Annotated in this window: 13 protein-coding genes and 1 pseudogene; 5 read left to right on the top strand and 9 right to left on the bottom strand. The window is 66.5% G+C overall.

All coding sequences use genetic code 11. The annotated features are described in order from the left end of the window. Nucleotides 1-13: 13 nt before the first annotated feature. The gene (locus tag OG225_RS25395) at nucleotides 14-715 is read left to right on the top strand and encodes an ANTAR domain-containing protein (RefSeq protein WP_405177572.1); all 702 of its coding nucleotides are present in this window, start codon (nucleotides 14-16) and stop codon (nucleotides 713-715) included. A 134-nt stretch (nucleotides 716-849) separates the two neighbouring features. Here the strand turns inward: OG225_RS25395 and OG225_RS25400 are convergent, their stop codons facing one another. After that, the gene (locus tag OG225_RS25400; protein WP_405177573.1) at nucleotides 850-999 is read right to left on the bottom strand and encodes a hypothetical protein; all 150 of its coding nucleotides are present in this window, start codon (nucleotides 997-999) and stop codon (nucleotides 850-852) included. A 991-nt stretch (nucleotides 1,000-1,990) separates the two neighbouring features. On the opposite strand from OG225_RS25400, the gene OG225_RS25405 reads away from it, so the two are divergent. Together OG225_RS25405 and OG225_RS25410 are read left to right on the top strand one after the other, a co-directional pair. Beyond that, complete coding sequence (locus OG225_RS25405) at nucleotides 1,991-2,686, top strand: hypothetical protein (protein WP_405177574.1); 696 nt, start codon at nucleotides 1,991-1,993, stop codon at nucleotides 2,684-2,686. Nucleotides 2,687-2,867: 181 nt separating this feature from the next. Next, on the top strand, nucleotides 2,868-3,266 hold the full coding sequence (locus OG225_RS25410; protein WP_405177575.1) for a hypothetical protein: 399 nt from the start codon (nucleotides 2,868-2,870) through the stop codon (nucleotides 3,264-3,266). Between the two features lie 70 nt (nucleotides 3,267-3,336). On the opposite strand, the gene OG225_RS25415 is transcribed toward OG225_RS25410, so the two are convergent. Next, the gene (locus tag OG225_RS25415; RefSeq protein ID WP_405177576.1) at nucleotides 3,337-3,462 is read right to left on the bottom strand and encodes a hypothetical protein; all 126 of its coding nucleotides are present in this window, start codon (nucleotides 3,460-3,462) and stop codon (nucleotides 3,337-3,339) included. Between the two features lie 540 nt (nucleotides 3,463-4,002). On the opposite strand from OG225_RS25415, the pseudogene OG225_RS25420 reads away from it, so the two are divergent. Then, nucleotides 4,003-4,146 (top strand): annotated as a pseudogene (locus tag OG225_RS25420) (response regulator); the annotation flags it as partial. Nucleotides 4,147-4,733: 587 nt separating this feature from the next. On the opposite strand, the gene OG225_RS25425 reads toward OG225_RS25420, so the two are convergent. The 7 genes from OG225_RS25425 to OG225_RS25455 all read right to left on the bottom strand — a co-directional run bounded on the left by OG225_RS25425 (nucleotide 4,734) and on the right by OG225_RS25455 (nucleotide 12,636). Continuing rightward, nucleotides 4,734-6,248, bottom strand: coding sequence for an alpha/beta fold hydrolase (locus tag OG225_RS25425; RefSeq protein ID WP_405183366.1), 1,515 nt, complete (start codon nucleotides 6,246-6,248; stop codon nucleotides 4,734-4,736). A gap of 175 nt (nucleotides 6,249-6,423) precedes the next feature. Further along, entirely contained in the window at nucleotides 6,424-7,377 is a 954-nt protein-coding gene (locus OG225_RS25430; RefSeq protein WP_405183367.1) for an ABC transporter substrate-binding protein, read from the bottom strand. A 105-nt stretch (nucleotides 7,378-7,482) separates the two neighbouring features. Beyond that, nucleotides 7,483-8,238, bottom strand: a complete 756-nt coding sequence (locus tag OG225_RS25435; RefSeq protein ID WP_405177577.1) for an ABC transporter ATP-binding protein — start codon at nucleotides 8,236-8,238, stop codon at nucleotides 7,483-7,485. Next, nucleotides 8,235-9,053: an ABC transporter permease gene (locus OG225_RS25440; RefSeq protein ID WP_405177578.1), complete on the bottom strand. Its 819-nt coding sequence runs from the start codon at nucleotides 9,051-9,053 to the stop codon at nucleotides 8,235-8,237. The genes OG225_RS25435 and OG225_RS25440 overlap by 4 nt, the downstream gene beginning before the upstream one ends. A gap of 155 nt (nucleotides 9,054-9,208) precedes the next feature. After that, nucleotides 9,209-10,339, bottom strand: a complete 1,131-nt coding sequence (locus OG225_RS25445; protein WP_405177579.1) for a lysophospholipid acyltransferase family protein — start codon at nucleotides 10,337-10,339, stop codon at nucleotides 9,209-9,211. 5 nt (nucleotides 10,340-10,344) lie between these two features. Further along, the gene (locus tag OG225_RS25450) at nucleotides 10,345-11,172 is read right to left on the bottom strand and encodes a GNAT family N-acetyltransferase (RefSeq protein WP_405177580.1); all 828 of its coding nucleotides are present in this window, start codon (nucleotides 11,170-11,172) and stop codon (nucleotides 10,345-10,347) included. 189 nt (nucleotides 11,173-11,361) lie between these two features. Then, entirely contained in the window at nucleotides 11,362-12,636 is a 1,275-nt protein-coding gene (locus tag OG225_RS25455; protein WP_405177581.1) for an NAD(P)/FAD-dependent oxidoreductase, read from the bottom strand. A gap of 112 nt (nucleotides 12,637-12,748) precedes the next feature. Here OG225_RS25455 and OG225_RS25460 point away from each other — a divergent pair, with 112 nt between their 5' ends. Next, on the top strand, nucleotides 12,749-13,609 hold the full coding sequence (locus OG225_RS25460; protein ID WP_405177582.1) for a LysR family transcriptional regulator: 861 nt from the start codon (nucleotides 12,749-12,751) through the stop codon (nucleotides 13,607-13,609). Nucleotides 13,610-13,645 lie beyond the last annotated feature (36 nt).

Here is a 13,645-nt window from a genome sequence, read left to right on the forward strand (position 1 = left end):
GTAGTCGGCAGGAATGGACGATGAAACAGGTAAGGAGCTGGCGCCGGGTATAGGCGAGGACCAGCGTGAACGGCCCTCCCCCGATGGTCCGGGAGCGGTAGGCTCTTTCCGGTTCTGGTTCGACGACCATCGTTGGGAATGGTCGGAAGAGATCTGGCACCTCTACGGTTACGAGCCCGGTGAGATGACCCCCACCACCGAGTTGCCGCTGGCTCACAACCACCCCGACGACCGTGCCGCGGTCGCTGACGCCCTCGCGGCCGCGGTACGGGATCACGGCGCGTTCGGCAGCCATCACCGCGTCATCGACACCGCGGGGGTCCATCACCAGGTGATGGTGGTGGGCGACGGGATGTTCGACGCGACCGGGACCGTGGTCGGCACGCAAGGCTATTTCATCGACTTGACCGCCAGCATCGCCACCTACGGGCGAGAAGCGCTCGACGAGGTACTGCCCGACCTGGTCACCTCACGCGCGGACATCGAGCAGGCCAAAGGAATTTTGACCCTGGCCTACGGACTCAGCCCCGAGCAGGCGTTCGCGACACTGCGGTGGCGATCTCAAGAGACCAACGTCAAACTCCGGACCTTGGCCCGGCGTCTGGTCGCCGCAGCCAGAGCGCTACGCGGAGGACCGCCCCAGCAACGACTACAGATGGACCATATTCTGCTGAGCCTGCACGAATACCTGGATCCACCCGATGACCAAACCTGACCGCAAGGGTGAAGGTTCTCGCCCGGTGGACGGGCCGATGAGCGGCCGACGACCCTCATCCTGGATCTGGCGCTCGCCCTGGCCGAGGTAGGTCGCCCCTCGCGGGGGACCTCGAGGCATTCGAGGGTCGGGCCTCACGCAGCGGTGGTGCGGACTCGCGGCTGCCGGGTCCGTTTGTCGAGTCCCATGACTTGTTCCCACCAGTCGGCCAAGGGGCTGGGGTCGGGCCACTTTACGGGCTGTTCCTCGGTATCGATGTCCTTGCGTTGCGGGTTGTCGGTCATGAGCTTGTTTCCTTGTTGCCGAATTTCACCCACACCCCGGGCTGCCCGTGGTCAGGGTCGCACCCGGATCGAACTGGGAACCTCTTTCTTTCGACATGGGTCGAACCTCGTGTTCGGGCCGTGTCGCCGCTTGTTGTGGATCCGCGTGAGCATCGGGGTGCGCGCAGGATTGACCCAGCGCCCCCGATTCAGGCATGGGGACGCGTGTCGGTGCCGAACAACACCCGGTCCAGGCCATCCCGAAGCGCGTCGAGGTCACAGCACCGACCCTAGGCACGGCAGCGCTGCGTGCTTGTGTCGATCTCGAATCGCACAGGGCATACCGCTATATCCAGTTACGTCTGAAAGATGACCGGCGGATCGAGGTCGAGCACACGTATGTGTCTGCGGGCTACGACCAGTCCTTGGCCCCCTTCCACCAAGCCGTTGCCGGTGGGCCATCTACGACGTCTCCGACGCGGTGAGCCGGTGCATCGTGCTCATCACTGGCTTCCGGCCCTGGCCACGACCAAGGAACGGCTGCTCTACGCCGCCGCCACATAGCAACTACGCGCTGCCCTGCCCGGTATCGACCTGGCCGTGTACGCCGAAACCCACAGAGACCAGACGGTCCCACTGACAACACACCGCAGGGGAACCGAACTCGATCACTGCCAACATCAGGCCCGCCACTGCGCCGGTATCGCCTCGGACCCGGTACCGCGTGACTGTCGGGCCTGATCATCACACCGCTCACCCACCGGCATCGCAGTCCTGTCGGCATCGATCCTGGCTGCGGTGTGCGTGGGGCATCGCGATCACCGTCGCCCTTGTGTTGGCGGTCGGTGTGTTCCGGTACCCGAATCGGTCCCGCAAGCCCGAGCCCCCGAATCCGGTGAACTCTCGTCCCACGACGCTTCCTGGCACCGGTCGAATTCATGCCCAATCTGCATCGTCGCTCGCGACGAACCCCTCAGACCACCAATCAGCAACCACGAAGGGTTTGAGACTCATGGTCGACTACCGCAAAACCACCGCGATCGCCGCGATCGCCGCCTTGGCACTGCTGCCGTCGGCGGCCTGTTCGAGCGACGACGACTCGGACACCTCCACCACCAGCAGCACGTCGGCCAGCAGTTCGGCGGCCGCCGCGACCAGCGCCGTTGCCACGCCTGTCGCACAGATCGACGGGTTGACCGGGCGAACCACCGCGGTGGCCCTGGACAAAGGCTTCACCGACGCGTTGAGCACACTGGGCCTCACACCGGGGGTGCTGGGCAGCGCCACCCTGGCCGACGGATCGGTCGTCTTCCCCATCACCGGCGGCGACGTGAAGTACTACACCCCCGGCACCGTCAACCCGTATGTGCAGGGCAACATCAAACACACCGGCAGCGGGCTGTCGCTGACCGCCGGATCCACCACCGTCGAGCTGACCGATTTCGATATCGACCCCGGCACCTCGGTTCTCTACGGCGATGTGAAAGTCAACGGCGCCCCCGCCGCGACCCACGCCCTGCTGTTCAACCTCGACGGCAGCACCCTGCAACCGCTGCAGAACGGCCCCGAGAACACCGCCGTCCTTCAGGGCACCCGCGTGCTGGTATCGGGCGACGCCGCCGCACTGTTGAACAAGACGTTCAACACCGACGCCGTCAAATCCGGTTTGCTCGTCGGCACCGCCACGATCACCCTCAACACCAAATAGTCACTGGTCGCCCGCCGGGGCTTCGGCCGCAACGATCGCCCGAGAGGGCGGCAGCCGTTGCGGCACAACCAGAGTCGCTTCTACTCGATCCGGTTCATGTGGTCGATCATCGCGAACAGTCGCTGGCGCCCTGCTCACCGCCCCGGGCGCCAGCGACGCTTTCAGGACTGCAGGAGTCACCGTGGTTCGCCACAGCCAGGACCCGATCGAAGCCAGATACGCCAAGCCGACCTGCCATCCTCAGCCGTGGCCTGCCAGCGGGGTCATCTGCGACTACCGGTTCACTGCGACCACCCGTGAGACTGCGGTTGCCCGATGGGAGATGTCCTTTCGGCTCGCAGGGGGCTCAGCCCACCTGCATGTCAATCCCGGGGAAAACCCCTGGTACGAGGTCATCGACACACGCGAACACCGCGCCGCCGTGGAGGGGCCAGGACGCCGGTTCGTCCTGCGAGCGAAACCCGGCAATCGAATCGAGCCCGGCCGAGAACTGCGTGTCGATCTACGACTGCTCTATCGAGGCCCGCAGCACACCGATCAGGTCGATCTCCACGAACTCCACGTCACCGAATATCGATAGCTGGATTTCGGGTCCCATGGTCGCCGAAGGCAAGAAGAGACTACAGGCCCTCTCGCCGGTCACTGAACTCTCATCTGCGGATGCCGCTACCGAGGATCTCCGCGGCCCTGCCCATGCTGTAGGCGGGATAGTGATCGTCATCGAGCCGATCAGCAGCCGTCGCGCCGCTGTCGGGTTTCGGGTTCGCTGGGTCCACAACACCTCTCGGATTTCAACGCCGACGGGCCCCGGCGCGTTGTGCGCCGGGGCCCATGAACTTACGAAGGGGATTCAAGTTCTGCTCTGTTGGCCGACCGGTCGGGTCGGCGTCGAACAAGGCACCCGATCCTCGGGCACGCAAGAGTCGAATAACCGATGCAGTAAGCCACCTCCCTGATCGAACCAACCTGTACCTGCGGGGTTTTCCACGTCCCCTCCGGCGGTCCGGCCGAGTGCACCGGATTCTCTTCTCCGCCGGAGGGGACGGTCGAACTATTGCGTCTTCCGGGCAGTTCACCTGTCCGGCTATTCGGCCCTTGTCCTCTGCAACGACAGCGACTTTAACCCCCTCCCGGCACAATGTCTACCATTGCCACTACAGATTTTTTTCGGCTAGTATGCGCGTTTATCTTCGGGAGTGCTCGGGTGCTTCCGGCTGGATCTACGGAAAGGGAGACCGGTCGATGCGGTACGCACAGCGACAGAATTCGTGTCACGGTAAGCCCGTGACCGGCGGGCTCGCACAACTCGCACCGGGATGGTCACCGTGACGGCCCCCGTGCGCCCGATCATCATCCTGCTCGTCTAGGACGACCCCGGTGACGAGTTGATGACCCTGGAAGCGCTCGCGGACAACACCCACCACAGCACCGTGCACGTGGTGCGCGACGGTGAGCAGGCACCGCCGACAGCACCTCGGGTGATCGTCAGGCGTGGGGTGGTTCTTCGGTGACGAGGTGGTCGGCGAGGCTAAGTCCTTCGCGAACCAGGCGGATGAGGTGGCCGTCGCGGACGCGGTAGATGCGCGGCGATCGTGGTACTCGCCGCGGCGGGCGTTGTCGTCTGCCCGGCGTCCTCGCGGGAGTCCAGGTCGGTGGCTCTGGGCGCTCGAGTAGGCCCCGCGGATCTGACGCGTTCGCGTCGCTCACCCCAGCGGACGTGGTAACACGAGATCTCCTCGAGGGAGTCTCGGTCGCACCACCGATGACGCCGGCGTGCTCGAGAACACCTACGGTGGACTGCCCAGCAGCCTTATGCGCGGCGGCCAGCCCGGTGGCGTCGTCACGGCAGCTGCCCGGACGGGAGACCTCCCGCTCACCCGAACCGGCGACGCCGTCGTCCAGTCGACAGCGCGCGCCGGGTCCATCGGCATCAGCCCTCGATCCTGAACAGCCGGGATGTTCGGCGGCGCGCTGACACCCGACACCACGGATACGTGCCGGAGCCACAGGACGCGCGCGGCCGATCGGACCGCGTCAGCGGTGTCGGCTAAGGCGTGGAATGATCCGCGTAGCAGGTGATATCGGTATCCGGCCTGGTTCCCACGCTGAAGTACGTGTTGATCGCGTCACTCACGCAGCTGCTCAGTTCGGGCCGGAATGTCATGTGGATGCGGACATCCTGCAATGTCACCATCCGCGACCCGGACATGTCCTGGTGCAATCGGACGCCGTGGGCATAGGGGGTTCGGGGATCTCCCGTCGCCTGCACGATGAGCGCGGGCACCGCGTTCCGGACGACGGTCGGCGGCTCGACCGGACGAAGCCAGAAGGCGCACGGCTGGATGTTGTTCGCCAGCGCGCCGAACACCGGCTGCGTGACGCGGGTCTCTTCGATATTGCGCCAGTACCAGGTCGGATCGATCGGCACCCCGGCATCGCCGCAGGCTATTTCCGCGAGTACCGAATTCTCCTCGTCGCGCAGCGCCGCCACGATGGCACCGAGACGGGGTGTTCGCGAGGTGGTGGGCGGACCGCCCGCGGCATCGGCGATCTCCCGCACGGTGGCTGCCATCGCTTCATTGAGCCGGAAGTTCATCAGCAATCCGTGCAGGATGTACGGAAGCCAGTGATCGTCGATGGCGAATCCGTCGATGACGATCGGTTGGCGCGCCGCGAGACGAACGAGCTCCTCGATATTCGCGCGCACCTGCTGCGGGGTCGCACCGAGCCGGAACTCGTCATCCCGGCCGGAAACCCAGTCGGCCCAGTCGTCCAGGGCGATCTCGTCCGCCGGACCCCAGTCCTGGACCAAGCCCTCCCAGTACCGGTTCGGATCGATCGCGCTGTCGAGCACGACGCGGTCGGTGCGCTCGGGGAACATCTGCGTGAACACGGCACCGAGGTAGGTGCCGTAGGACACGCCGTAGAAGTTGACCGTCTCCTCCCCCAGGGCGGCTCGCACGATATCCATGTCACGCGCGGTATTGCGGGTGGTGAACTGCCTCAGCTTGTTCGGATCGCGGATCAGGCAGCTCGCCGCCATCCCCGCTGACTGCACCGTGTCGTGCACGAATCCCAGCGGATCCAGCCCCGCCGACCGGATCATCTCCCCTACCGGCCACCCGCACCGCGGACTCCGACCGGATTCGCCGACCCCGCGCGGATCCATGCCGATCAGGTCGTAACTCGCCATGACCTCCGGCGAGAGCACATCACCGAGCAGGTCCAGACTGTCCAGCCCCACCGAACCGGGTCCGCCGGGATTGGACAGCAGAATTCCCCGTCGCCGCTCCGGATCTCCAGTCGGCACCCGCGAAATCGCCACGGTCATCGTGCGATCGGCGGGATTGCCGTAGTCGAGCGGCACCAGCACATCCGCGCACCCGCCCCCGGCCTTGTCGACATTCTCGACGCCGCAGGGCTTCCACTCGAGCCGCTGGTGATAGAACCGGTCCAACCCGATCGGGTGCGCGTCGTCCACCGGCTCCGCCCGGCTGTACACGGGCACCGCCATCAGCAGGGCCACCGCCACGACGGACATCGAACGCCAGAACAGGTTCACCGACAACGGACTTCGCCTCTCGACATGAGGAATCGCGCAGGTTGGTGCGTCGTAGACCGTAGCCGATGCGGGGGTTCTGTCGCGGTACCCACACCGACGGCCCCGCATCGTGGGATGCGGGGCCGTCGATGTGAACGGGCTTCGTCGGGTCGTCGTCAGGGGCGAATGAACCCGACTACTTCCGCTGTTCGAATCGGTTGTCGACGAAATCGGCGAAGCTGATCTTGCCCGGGATCGCGCCCGCCTTGGTGAACGCGTCGGCGATCTGCTGTTCGGAGGCGACCACCTTGTCGTCGAGGGCGATCGGCTCCTTGATCGACCGGGTCCAGGTGATGCGGGAGGCGTCGACCGGGATCGAGGTGAGTTCGGCGTATTTGGTCGACCACAGGTCGAGATTGTCCGAGGACCACTTGGTGGCGGCGGCGTAGCGGGTGAAGAAATCGCTGATAGCGGCCGACTTTCCGGCGTCGCCGACGGCTTTGTTCGACGCGACCCAGAAGTTGTAGCCGTTGGCGGCCTGGTCGGCGGTGGCGATGGTCCTGGCGCCGACCTCGTTCTCCGCGATCGCGGTGTAGGGATCCCATACCGCCCAGGCCTGGACATCACCCCTGGTCAGGGCGGCATACCCGTCTGCGGGGGCGAGGTAGACGGGTTCGACGTCGCTCAGACCGAGTCCGGCCTTCTGCAATTGCAGCAGCAGGTTCGCGTTGGCCGAACTTCCCTTGGTGACCGCAACCTTCTTGCCTTTCAGATCCGCGACCGCGCGGACGGGGGAATCCTTGCCGACCAGGATCGCGTCGCCCTTGCCGGTGGCGGCGAGCGCGCCGACGATCTTGATATCGGCATTCGCCGCCGCGCCGAAGATCACCGGGGTGTTGCCGACCTGCGCCAGATCGATGCCGCCCGCACCGGCCGCCTCGATCAACGGCGGGCCCGCGGTGAAGGTGGAGAACTCGATCTTGTAGGGCAGATTCTCCAGCTGACCCGATGCCCGCAGCAGGACCTCGATCGAAATCGCCTTCTGATCACCGACTTTCAGCGTGACCGAACCGAGGTCCACCGGACCGTCGGCGGCGGGCTCGGTGTCGCCGCCGCACGCCGCGGTGGCGAACACGGCCACGGCGAGCATCGCGGCGCCTGCGAGTCGGGATATCGAGAGTCGTTTCACGAGAACTGCTTTCCTGCGTTGTGGGACATGAAGAAGTCGGGCTCTGCGGTATAAGGCACAGAGAAATCAGGCACGGACGCCGAGCAGCGCGAGCAGGCGGGTGATGTACCCGGCCCCCTCGGGGGCCGAATGCGACCGCGGGCGCGGCGGGTCGATCGCGACCTCGTCGGCGATCCGGCCGTCGTCGAGGACGAGCACCCGATCGGCGAGGGTGACCGCCTCGGTCACGTCGTGCGTCACGAGCAGCACACCGAATCCGTGCTCGGCGTGCAGGCCGAGCAGTAGTTCGTGCATCGACAGACGGGTGAGGGCGTCGAGCGCGCCGAAGGGTTCGTCCAGCAGCAGGAGCCGAGGGTTGGCGACCAGGGCCCTGGCGAGAGCCACCCGCTGCGCCTCGCCGCCGGAGAGGGTCAGCGGCCAAGCGTCGGCGCGCTCGCGCAGGCCGACCTGCTCGAGCACCGTCCTGGCGAATTCCTGGTCCCTGCGCCGATTGCGCGGGCGCGGACGCCCGAGGGCAACATTGCGCACCACCGGCAACCACGGGATCAGCCGGGCTTCCTGGAAGGCGAAGGTGGGCTGGGCATCGACGGTGACCGAGCCTCGATCGGCGGTCTCGAGTCCGCCGATGACGCGCAGCAGCGTCGACTTGCCGGAACCACTGCGCCCGACCAGCGCGACGATCTCGCCCGCGGCGATGTCGAGGTCGATGCCGTCGAGGACGACATTCGGCCCGAAACTCTTGCCCAGTCCGGTGATTCGGGCTGCCTTTGCGGCGGGCTCGGCGGCGACCGGCTCGGCGGCGACCTTCGTGGTGATCGTCATCGGGTGTTCCTTCGATCGACGGAGGTACGCCAGCGCAGGGCGCGGAGTTCGAGGGCTCGCACGATCGCGTCGGTGGCCAGGCCGAGCAGGCTGTAGATCAGCAGGCCGAAGATGACGATGTCGGTGCGCAGGAATTCGCGGGCGTTGTTGACCACGAATCCGAGACCGGCGCTGGCATTGATCTGTTCGGCGACGACGAGCGACAACCAGGCGATGCCGAGGCTCTGGCGCACGCCGACGAGAATCTGGGGCAGCGCGCCGGGCACGATGAGCAGGCCGAGTCGCTCGACCAGGGTCAGTTGCAGGGTGCGGCCCAGTTCCAGCAGTTTGGGGTCGAGTTGGCGGATTCCGGAGTAGGTATTCAGGTAGAGCGGGAAGAACACGCCGAGCGCGATCAGATAGATCTTGGGTTCCTCGCCGATGCCGAACCAGATGATGAACAGCGGGATCAGGCCGAACAGCGGGATGGTGCGGATCATCTGCAACGGCGGGTCGAGCGTGTATTCGCCGACCTTGCCGAGCGCGGCGACGGTGGCCAGGACCAGCGCGAGCCCCGCACCGAGCAGGAAGCCGAACAGCGCGCGCTGCCCCGAGATCAGCAGCGCGTCACCGAGTTGGCCGGAACGGTAGATCTCCAGTCCGGCGTCGAGCACCACCGACGGCGCGGGCAGTTTCTTGGCCGAGACCCACCCGTTGCTACTGACGATCTGCCAGAGCGCCAACAGGGCGATCGGGGCGAGAGCGCGCAGCAACCCCGGGCGACGATACAGCGGAGTTCGCCGCTCGTTGGTTGCCGTGTCCCTCACTTCGAGCATCCGTGCAGGATGCAGAAATTCCGGTCATCGCACCAGGTTTGCGCTCAGCGTGAACGGATCTCGCCGCAGGTAACAGTGATGTGCCACCGCTCGGGCGGCATATCGAAAGTCCTGCTCCGAGGGGTTATCGCCCGTTCACGCACTCGGCTCGAGGATCACTGCCCCGATCCGACGGACCGCCGCGCCGAGGCATCCCTGCCGCGACCGCGGAACAGCGCGACCGCTCGACGTCGCACACCCGCGCGCGGACGAATCCCGGCCGTCGTGTTCCGCGACTCGGTGGCGTCGGTGATCGGCGCCGGATCCTGCACCCGCGTCGTCGTGGCCTCGATCCATTCCGTGCCCGCGACACCGTGGCGCGATCGTTCGTCGCCGCGCACCGCGATCTCACACCGGCGCGCGAGGTCGCGGCGGTCCAGGCCGGGATGTTCCAGCGGTTCGAGCACGATTTCGGCGACCATGCCGCGTGAGCGCAGCACCCGGGCGGCCGAGCCGACGAAGGTGTCCTCGCCGACGAACGCGGGCACCGCGCATTGCGCGCCGTGGGTGTCGAGGTAGCGCAACCGCACCGGCTGGACGTAGGTGCCGGTGTCGACGGCGGACTGGAACAGGGCGGGGCGCATACCGCCGTAGGCGCGGCCGCACCAGGTCGTGCCCTCCGGGAAGACCGCCATCCGGTCGCCCGCCGCGAGGCGCGCGGACAGGGCGGCCACCACATCGGGCAGTGACCGTAGTCGTTCGCGCTCGATCGGGACGACCCGCATCAGTTTCGCCAGGTTCCCGAGCAGCGGCCATTCGACCATATCGGCGCGCGCCACGAATCCCAGCGGCTGCACCGCGGCCAACGCGACCACGTCGGTCCAGCCGATATGGCCGGTGACGACGAGAACTCCGGTGGCGGGCGGCGCGTAACCGGTTCTGGCCGGGCGGATCTCGATACCGCGATCGTCACGCCGCAGCGCGGTGCCGATTCGGGCGACCAGGTCGGTGCGCACGGATTCCTCGGTCACGTTGCGCGCGGCGACACGATTGTCGACGACCCGCAATCGCATCCCGAGGCAGCCCAGCAGCGCGTGGGCGTAGCGCCGTTGCAACTGCTCGCGTCTGCGCTGCGGCGTCGCGATATTCAGCAGCGGGAAGCTGACCAACAGCCCCGCCACCCCGAGCAGTCGGGCGGCGACCCGTGCGCCGCCGACCGTGTCGATCGACTCGAGGCAGCCCGGTCCGCAGGGACTCGACGGCATCCACGAATGCGTGGCTGTCGCGAGGGGGGCGTCCGAAACCATCTATCTCACCGTCCACCGTCGAATGTCGCTGCCGCGTCCTGTAATCGGTTCAGGTAGCGGGTGTTGATGGTGCTGAGTCCGAGCAGCGCGACGAAATCGGCGACCGCGAAGTCGGGGTCGTGGGCCGGTTCACCGCAGATCTCCGCGCCCAGGCGCATGTACCCGCGCATCAGCGGCGGCAGTTTGGGGCGCGACGGCGGGGTCAGCTCGTCGAGTGCGCGGCCGTCGACGACGACCGGGTTGTACGGGCGCACACGACGTTCCGGATCGGAGCCGTGCCGGGCGAGCAGCATGTCCCGCACGCCGCGCACGTTCACTCCCGGCTCGTCGGCCTCGGTGTCCCTCATCGGCACCGAGACGCAGCCCATCACCCATTCGTAGCCGGTGAGCTGGATGTAGTGCAGGATTCCCGCCCACATCAGGGTCAGCACCGAACCGTTGCGGTGATCGGGCACCACGCAAGCGCGACCCATCTCGACGATCCGGTGCCCGGCCGGATCCAATCGGCTCAGATCGAATTCGGTGGCCGTGTAATAGCCGCCCGCGGCGGCGACCCGGTCCGGCGGCAACATGCGGTAACAGCCGACGAACTGTTCGGTGGCATCGTCACGGACCAGCAGGTGGTCGCAGTGCTCATCGAATCTGTCGGCGTCCAGACCGGTTCCGTGGTCGGGGATGTGGAAGCCGGGCTCGTTGGCGAAGACGCCGAAGCGCAGGCGTTGCGCGGCCTCACGATGTTCGGCGTCGGACGAGACGACCAGCGAGTACCGAGACCGTTCCACCCCCGAGTCCGTCTGCCGACTCGGGGCTGTCAACACGGACGAAATAGTCATATCCGTGATGAAGCCAGTCCGAGACAGCGATGGAGCGACCTCGAAGTGTCGCCGCGATGCAGGTTCGGTTAACGAGACGACCGTCACACCCGGCGTTCACCGAATCGTCGGTCCGCGTTAGCGACAGCCCTGCGGCCACGCGACCGCGCTGCCCCGATCGCCGGAGCAGCGCGATATCCGAACCGTCACTCAGGCCGCCGATCGTTGCGGCTGCGGCACCTCGCCGACCGGCTCGCGTTCCACTTCGGCGAACCCCGGCCTGCCGCTGCCGATGAACGCCACCAGCCACGAGGCCACCGCCGCGAAGCGGTTGCGGAACCCGACCAGATAGAACAGGTGCACGGCGAGCCAGATGAACCAGGCGGTCACGCCGCGGAAGGTGATCCGGTCGTTGAGTTTGGTCACCGCGCTGAACCGGCTGATCACCGCCATGCTGCCCTTGTCCCAGTAGAGGAACGGGGTGCCTGGGCGCTTCTTGCGACGGACGATGTCGGCGGCGTGCCTGCCCTCCTGCATCGCCACCGGCGACTGGCCGGGGTAGCCGTTGAGCGAGGTCATATCGCCGATGGCGTAGATGTCCGCGTATCCGCCGACGGTCAGATCCGGGTTGATCAGCAGCCTTCCGGCCCGGTCGGTCTCGCATCCGGTGGCCTCGGCCAGGAGTTCGGCGAAGCCGCCCGCCTTCACACCGGCCGACCAGACCACGGTCTCGGCCGCGATCCGGCGCTCGACGCCCGACTTGTCCTTGACCGTCACCTTGCCCGGTTCGATATCGGTGACGAAGGTGTCGACGAGCACCTCGACGCCACCCTTCTCCAGCGACCTCTTCGCGTATTCCGACAGTCCACCACCGAAAGGCGGGAGCACCTCGGCCGCGCCTTCGACCAGGCTGACCGAAACCTCCTGGTGGAAGTACCGCTTCGACAGTTCCTTCAACTGGCCCGCGACCTCGACGCCGGTGGCGCCCGCGCCGACCACGACGAAGCTGAGCAGCCTGTTCCTGCTCTCCTCGTCGGCGACCGCGGCCTCGGCGAAGACGCGCTGGATCTGCGCGCGCAGGATCCTCGCGTCGTCGATGGTCTTGAGCGCGAAGGTCTTCTCCGCGAAATCGTCGCGGCCGAAATACGATTGCGACGCGCCGGTGGCCGCGATCAGCGCACCGTAGCCGATCTCGGTGCGCACGCCGTCGTGTTCGTAGGTCAGCACCGTGGCATCGGGATCGATGGCGACCACTTTGCCGAGCCGTACATCGGCCTCGGGGTGACGCCGCAGGATCGACCGGATCGGGGGCGCGATCTCCTCCGATGCCAGCACACCTGTCGCGACCTGGTAGAGCAACGGCTGGAAAAGGTGTTCCGGCGTGCTCGAGATCAGCACATACTCGATTCCCGACTTCGCCAGTTGCTTGGCCGCGGCCAATCCTCCGAACCCCGATCCGACGACGACCACATCTGCGTGTTCCATGACAGCCTCCTTCTCTCATTACCAACCGTTATTCGGAACGCAGATATTTCAAGTGTTCAGGCGCATAATGGAGATGACTCTTATCTGGATCATTCATGAATGAGGAGTTGTCGTGGAGCTTCGCCAGCTGGCATACTTCATCGCGGTCTGCGAGGAACTGAGCTTCAGCAAGGCCGCAACCCGCTGCTTCATCTCACAGTCGGCGATCAGTCACCAGATCGCCCGACTCGAGCGCGACCTGGGCGTGCCGCTGTTCGAGCGCTCCACCAGGGCCGTCGTCCCCACCGACGCGACCATGCGGCTACTACCCTTGGCTAAACAGATGCTGAGCCTGGAATCCGCGATCCGCGCCACCGTGCGCACCACCGGGCATCGAATCCGCCTGGCCGCCAACATGTCCTTCGCGACCCGTTCGCTCTCGGCCATCGCCGCGGCCCGCGCCGCCCACCCCGACGCCGAAATCGAATTCGTCATCAAGCCGTTCCGCCAACGCATCACGGCGGTCGCCGACGGTGACTGCGATCTGGCACTGATCCGCGGCAGCGTCGAACAGCCCGGACTCACCGTGGAGAAGCTCTGGGTCGAGGACCTGGTGATCGCGACCACACGCGGCCATCCACTCGCCACAAGTGAGAGCGTCACCCTCGCCGAACTGAGCCCCTACCCCTTACTACTGCCCCCCGAACAGGAACAGGTGTTGTTGCACACGGTCATCCGGACGGCCTTCGCCGACCTGCCCACCGGCCCGACCTTCGGCCCACCCATCCCGCCCGACCACACCGCGACGATGGAACTCATCAACCGCCCCGACTCCTGGACCCTCCTCTACGCCGACAGCCCCACCGAGGGCCTCGTCGTCCTCCCCCTCGCCGAACACCGCCTACGCATCCCGGTCTCCGCCATCGTCCGCACCGACGCCCGCCCCTCCCCCATCCTCACCACCCTGCTCGACAACCTCCACCGCAGCCGCTGATCACATCGGCCCCGTGTTCTCGCACGGGGCCGATTT

The organism is Nocardia sp. NBC_01377, from assembly GCF_045040005.1.
In the GTDB taxonomy this organism is placed as follows: Bacteria; Actinomycetota; Actinomycetes; order Mycobacteriales; family Mycobacteriaceae; genus Nocardia; species Nocardia noduli.

What these genes read in the sequence shown, in the direction of transcription:
- OG225_RS25430 (WP_405183367.1), bottom strand. Translation starts at nt 7,377, where the DNA reads ATGCTCGCCGTGGCCGTGTTCGCCACCGCGGCGTGCGGCGGCGACACC.
- OG225_RS25435 (WP_405177577.1), bottom strand. Translation starts at nt 8,238, where the DNA reads ATGACGATCACCACGAAGGTCGCCGCCGAGCCGGTCGCCGCCGAGCCC.
- OG225_RS25405 (WP_405177574.1), top strand. Translation starts at nt 1,991, where the DNA reads ATGGTCGACTACCGCAAAACCACCGCGATCGCCGCGATCGCCGCCTTG.
- OG225_RS25395 (WP_405177572.1), top strand. Translation starts at nt 14, where the DNA reads ATGGACGATGAAACAGGTAAGGAGCTGGCGCCGGGTATAGGCGAGGAC.
- OG225_RS25455 (WP_405177581.1), bottom strand. Translation starts at nt 12,636, where the DNA reads ATGGAACACGCAGATGTGGTCGTCGTCGGATCGGGGTTCGGAGGATTG.
- OG225_RS25445 (WP_405177579.1), bottom strand. Translation starts at nt 10,339, where the DNA reads ATGGTTTCGGACGCCCCCCTCGCGACAGCCACGCATTCGTGGATGCCG.
- OG225_RS25400 (WP_405177573.1), bottom strand. Translation starts at nt 999, where the DNA reads ATGACCGACAACCCGCAACGCAAGGACATCGATACCGAGGAACAGCCC.
- OG225_RS25450 (WP_405177580.1), bottom strand. Translation starts at nt 11,172, where the DNA reads ATGACTATTTCGTCCGTGTTGACAGCCCCGAGTCGGCAGACGGACTCG.
- OG225_RS25440 (WP_405177578.1), bottom strand. Translation starts at nt 9,053, where the DNA reads ATGCTCGAAGTGAGGGACACGGCAACCAACGAGCGGCGAACTCCGCTG.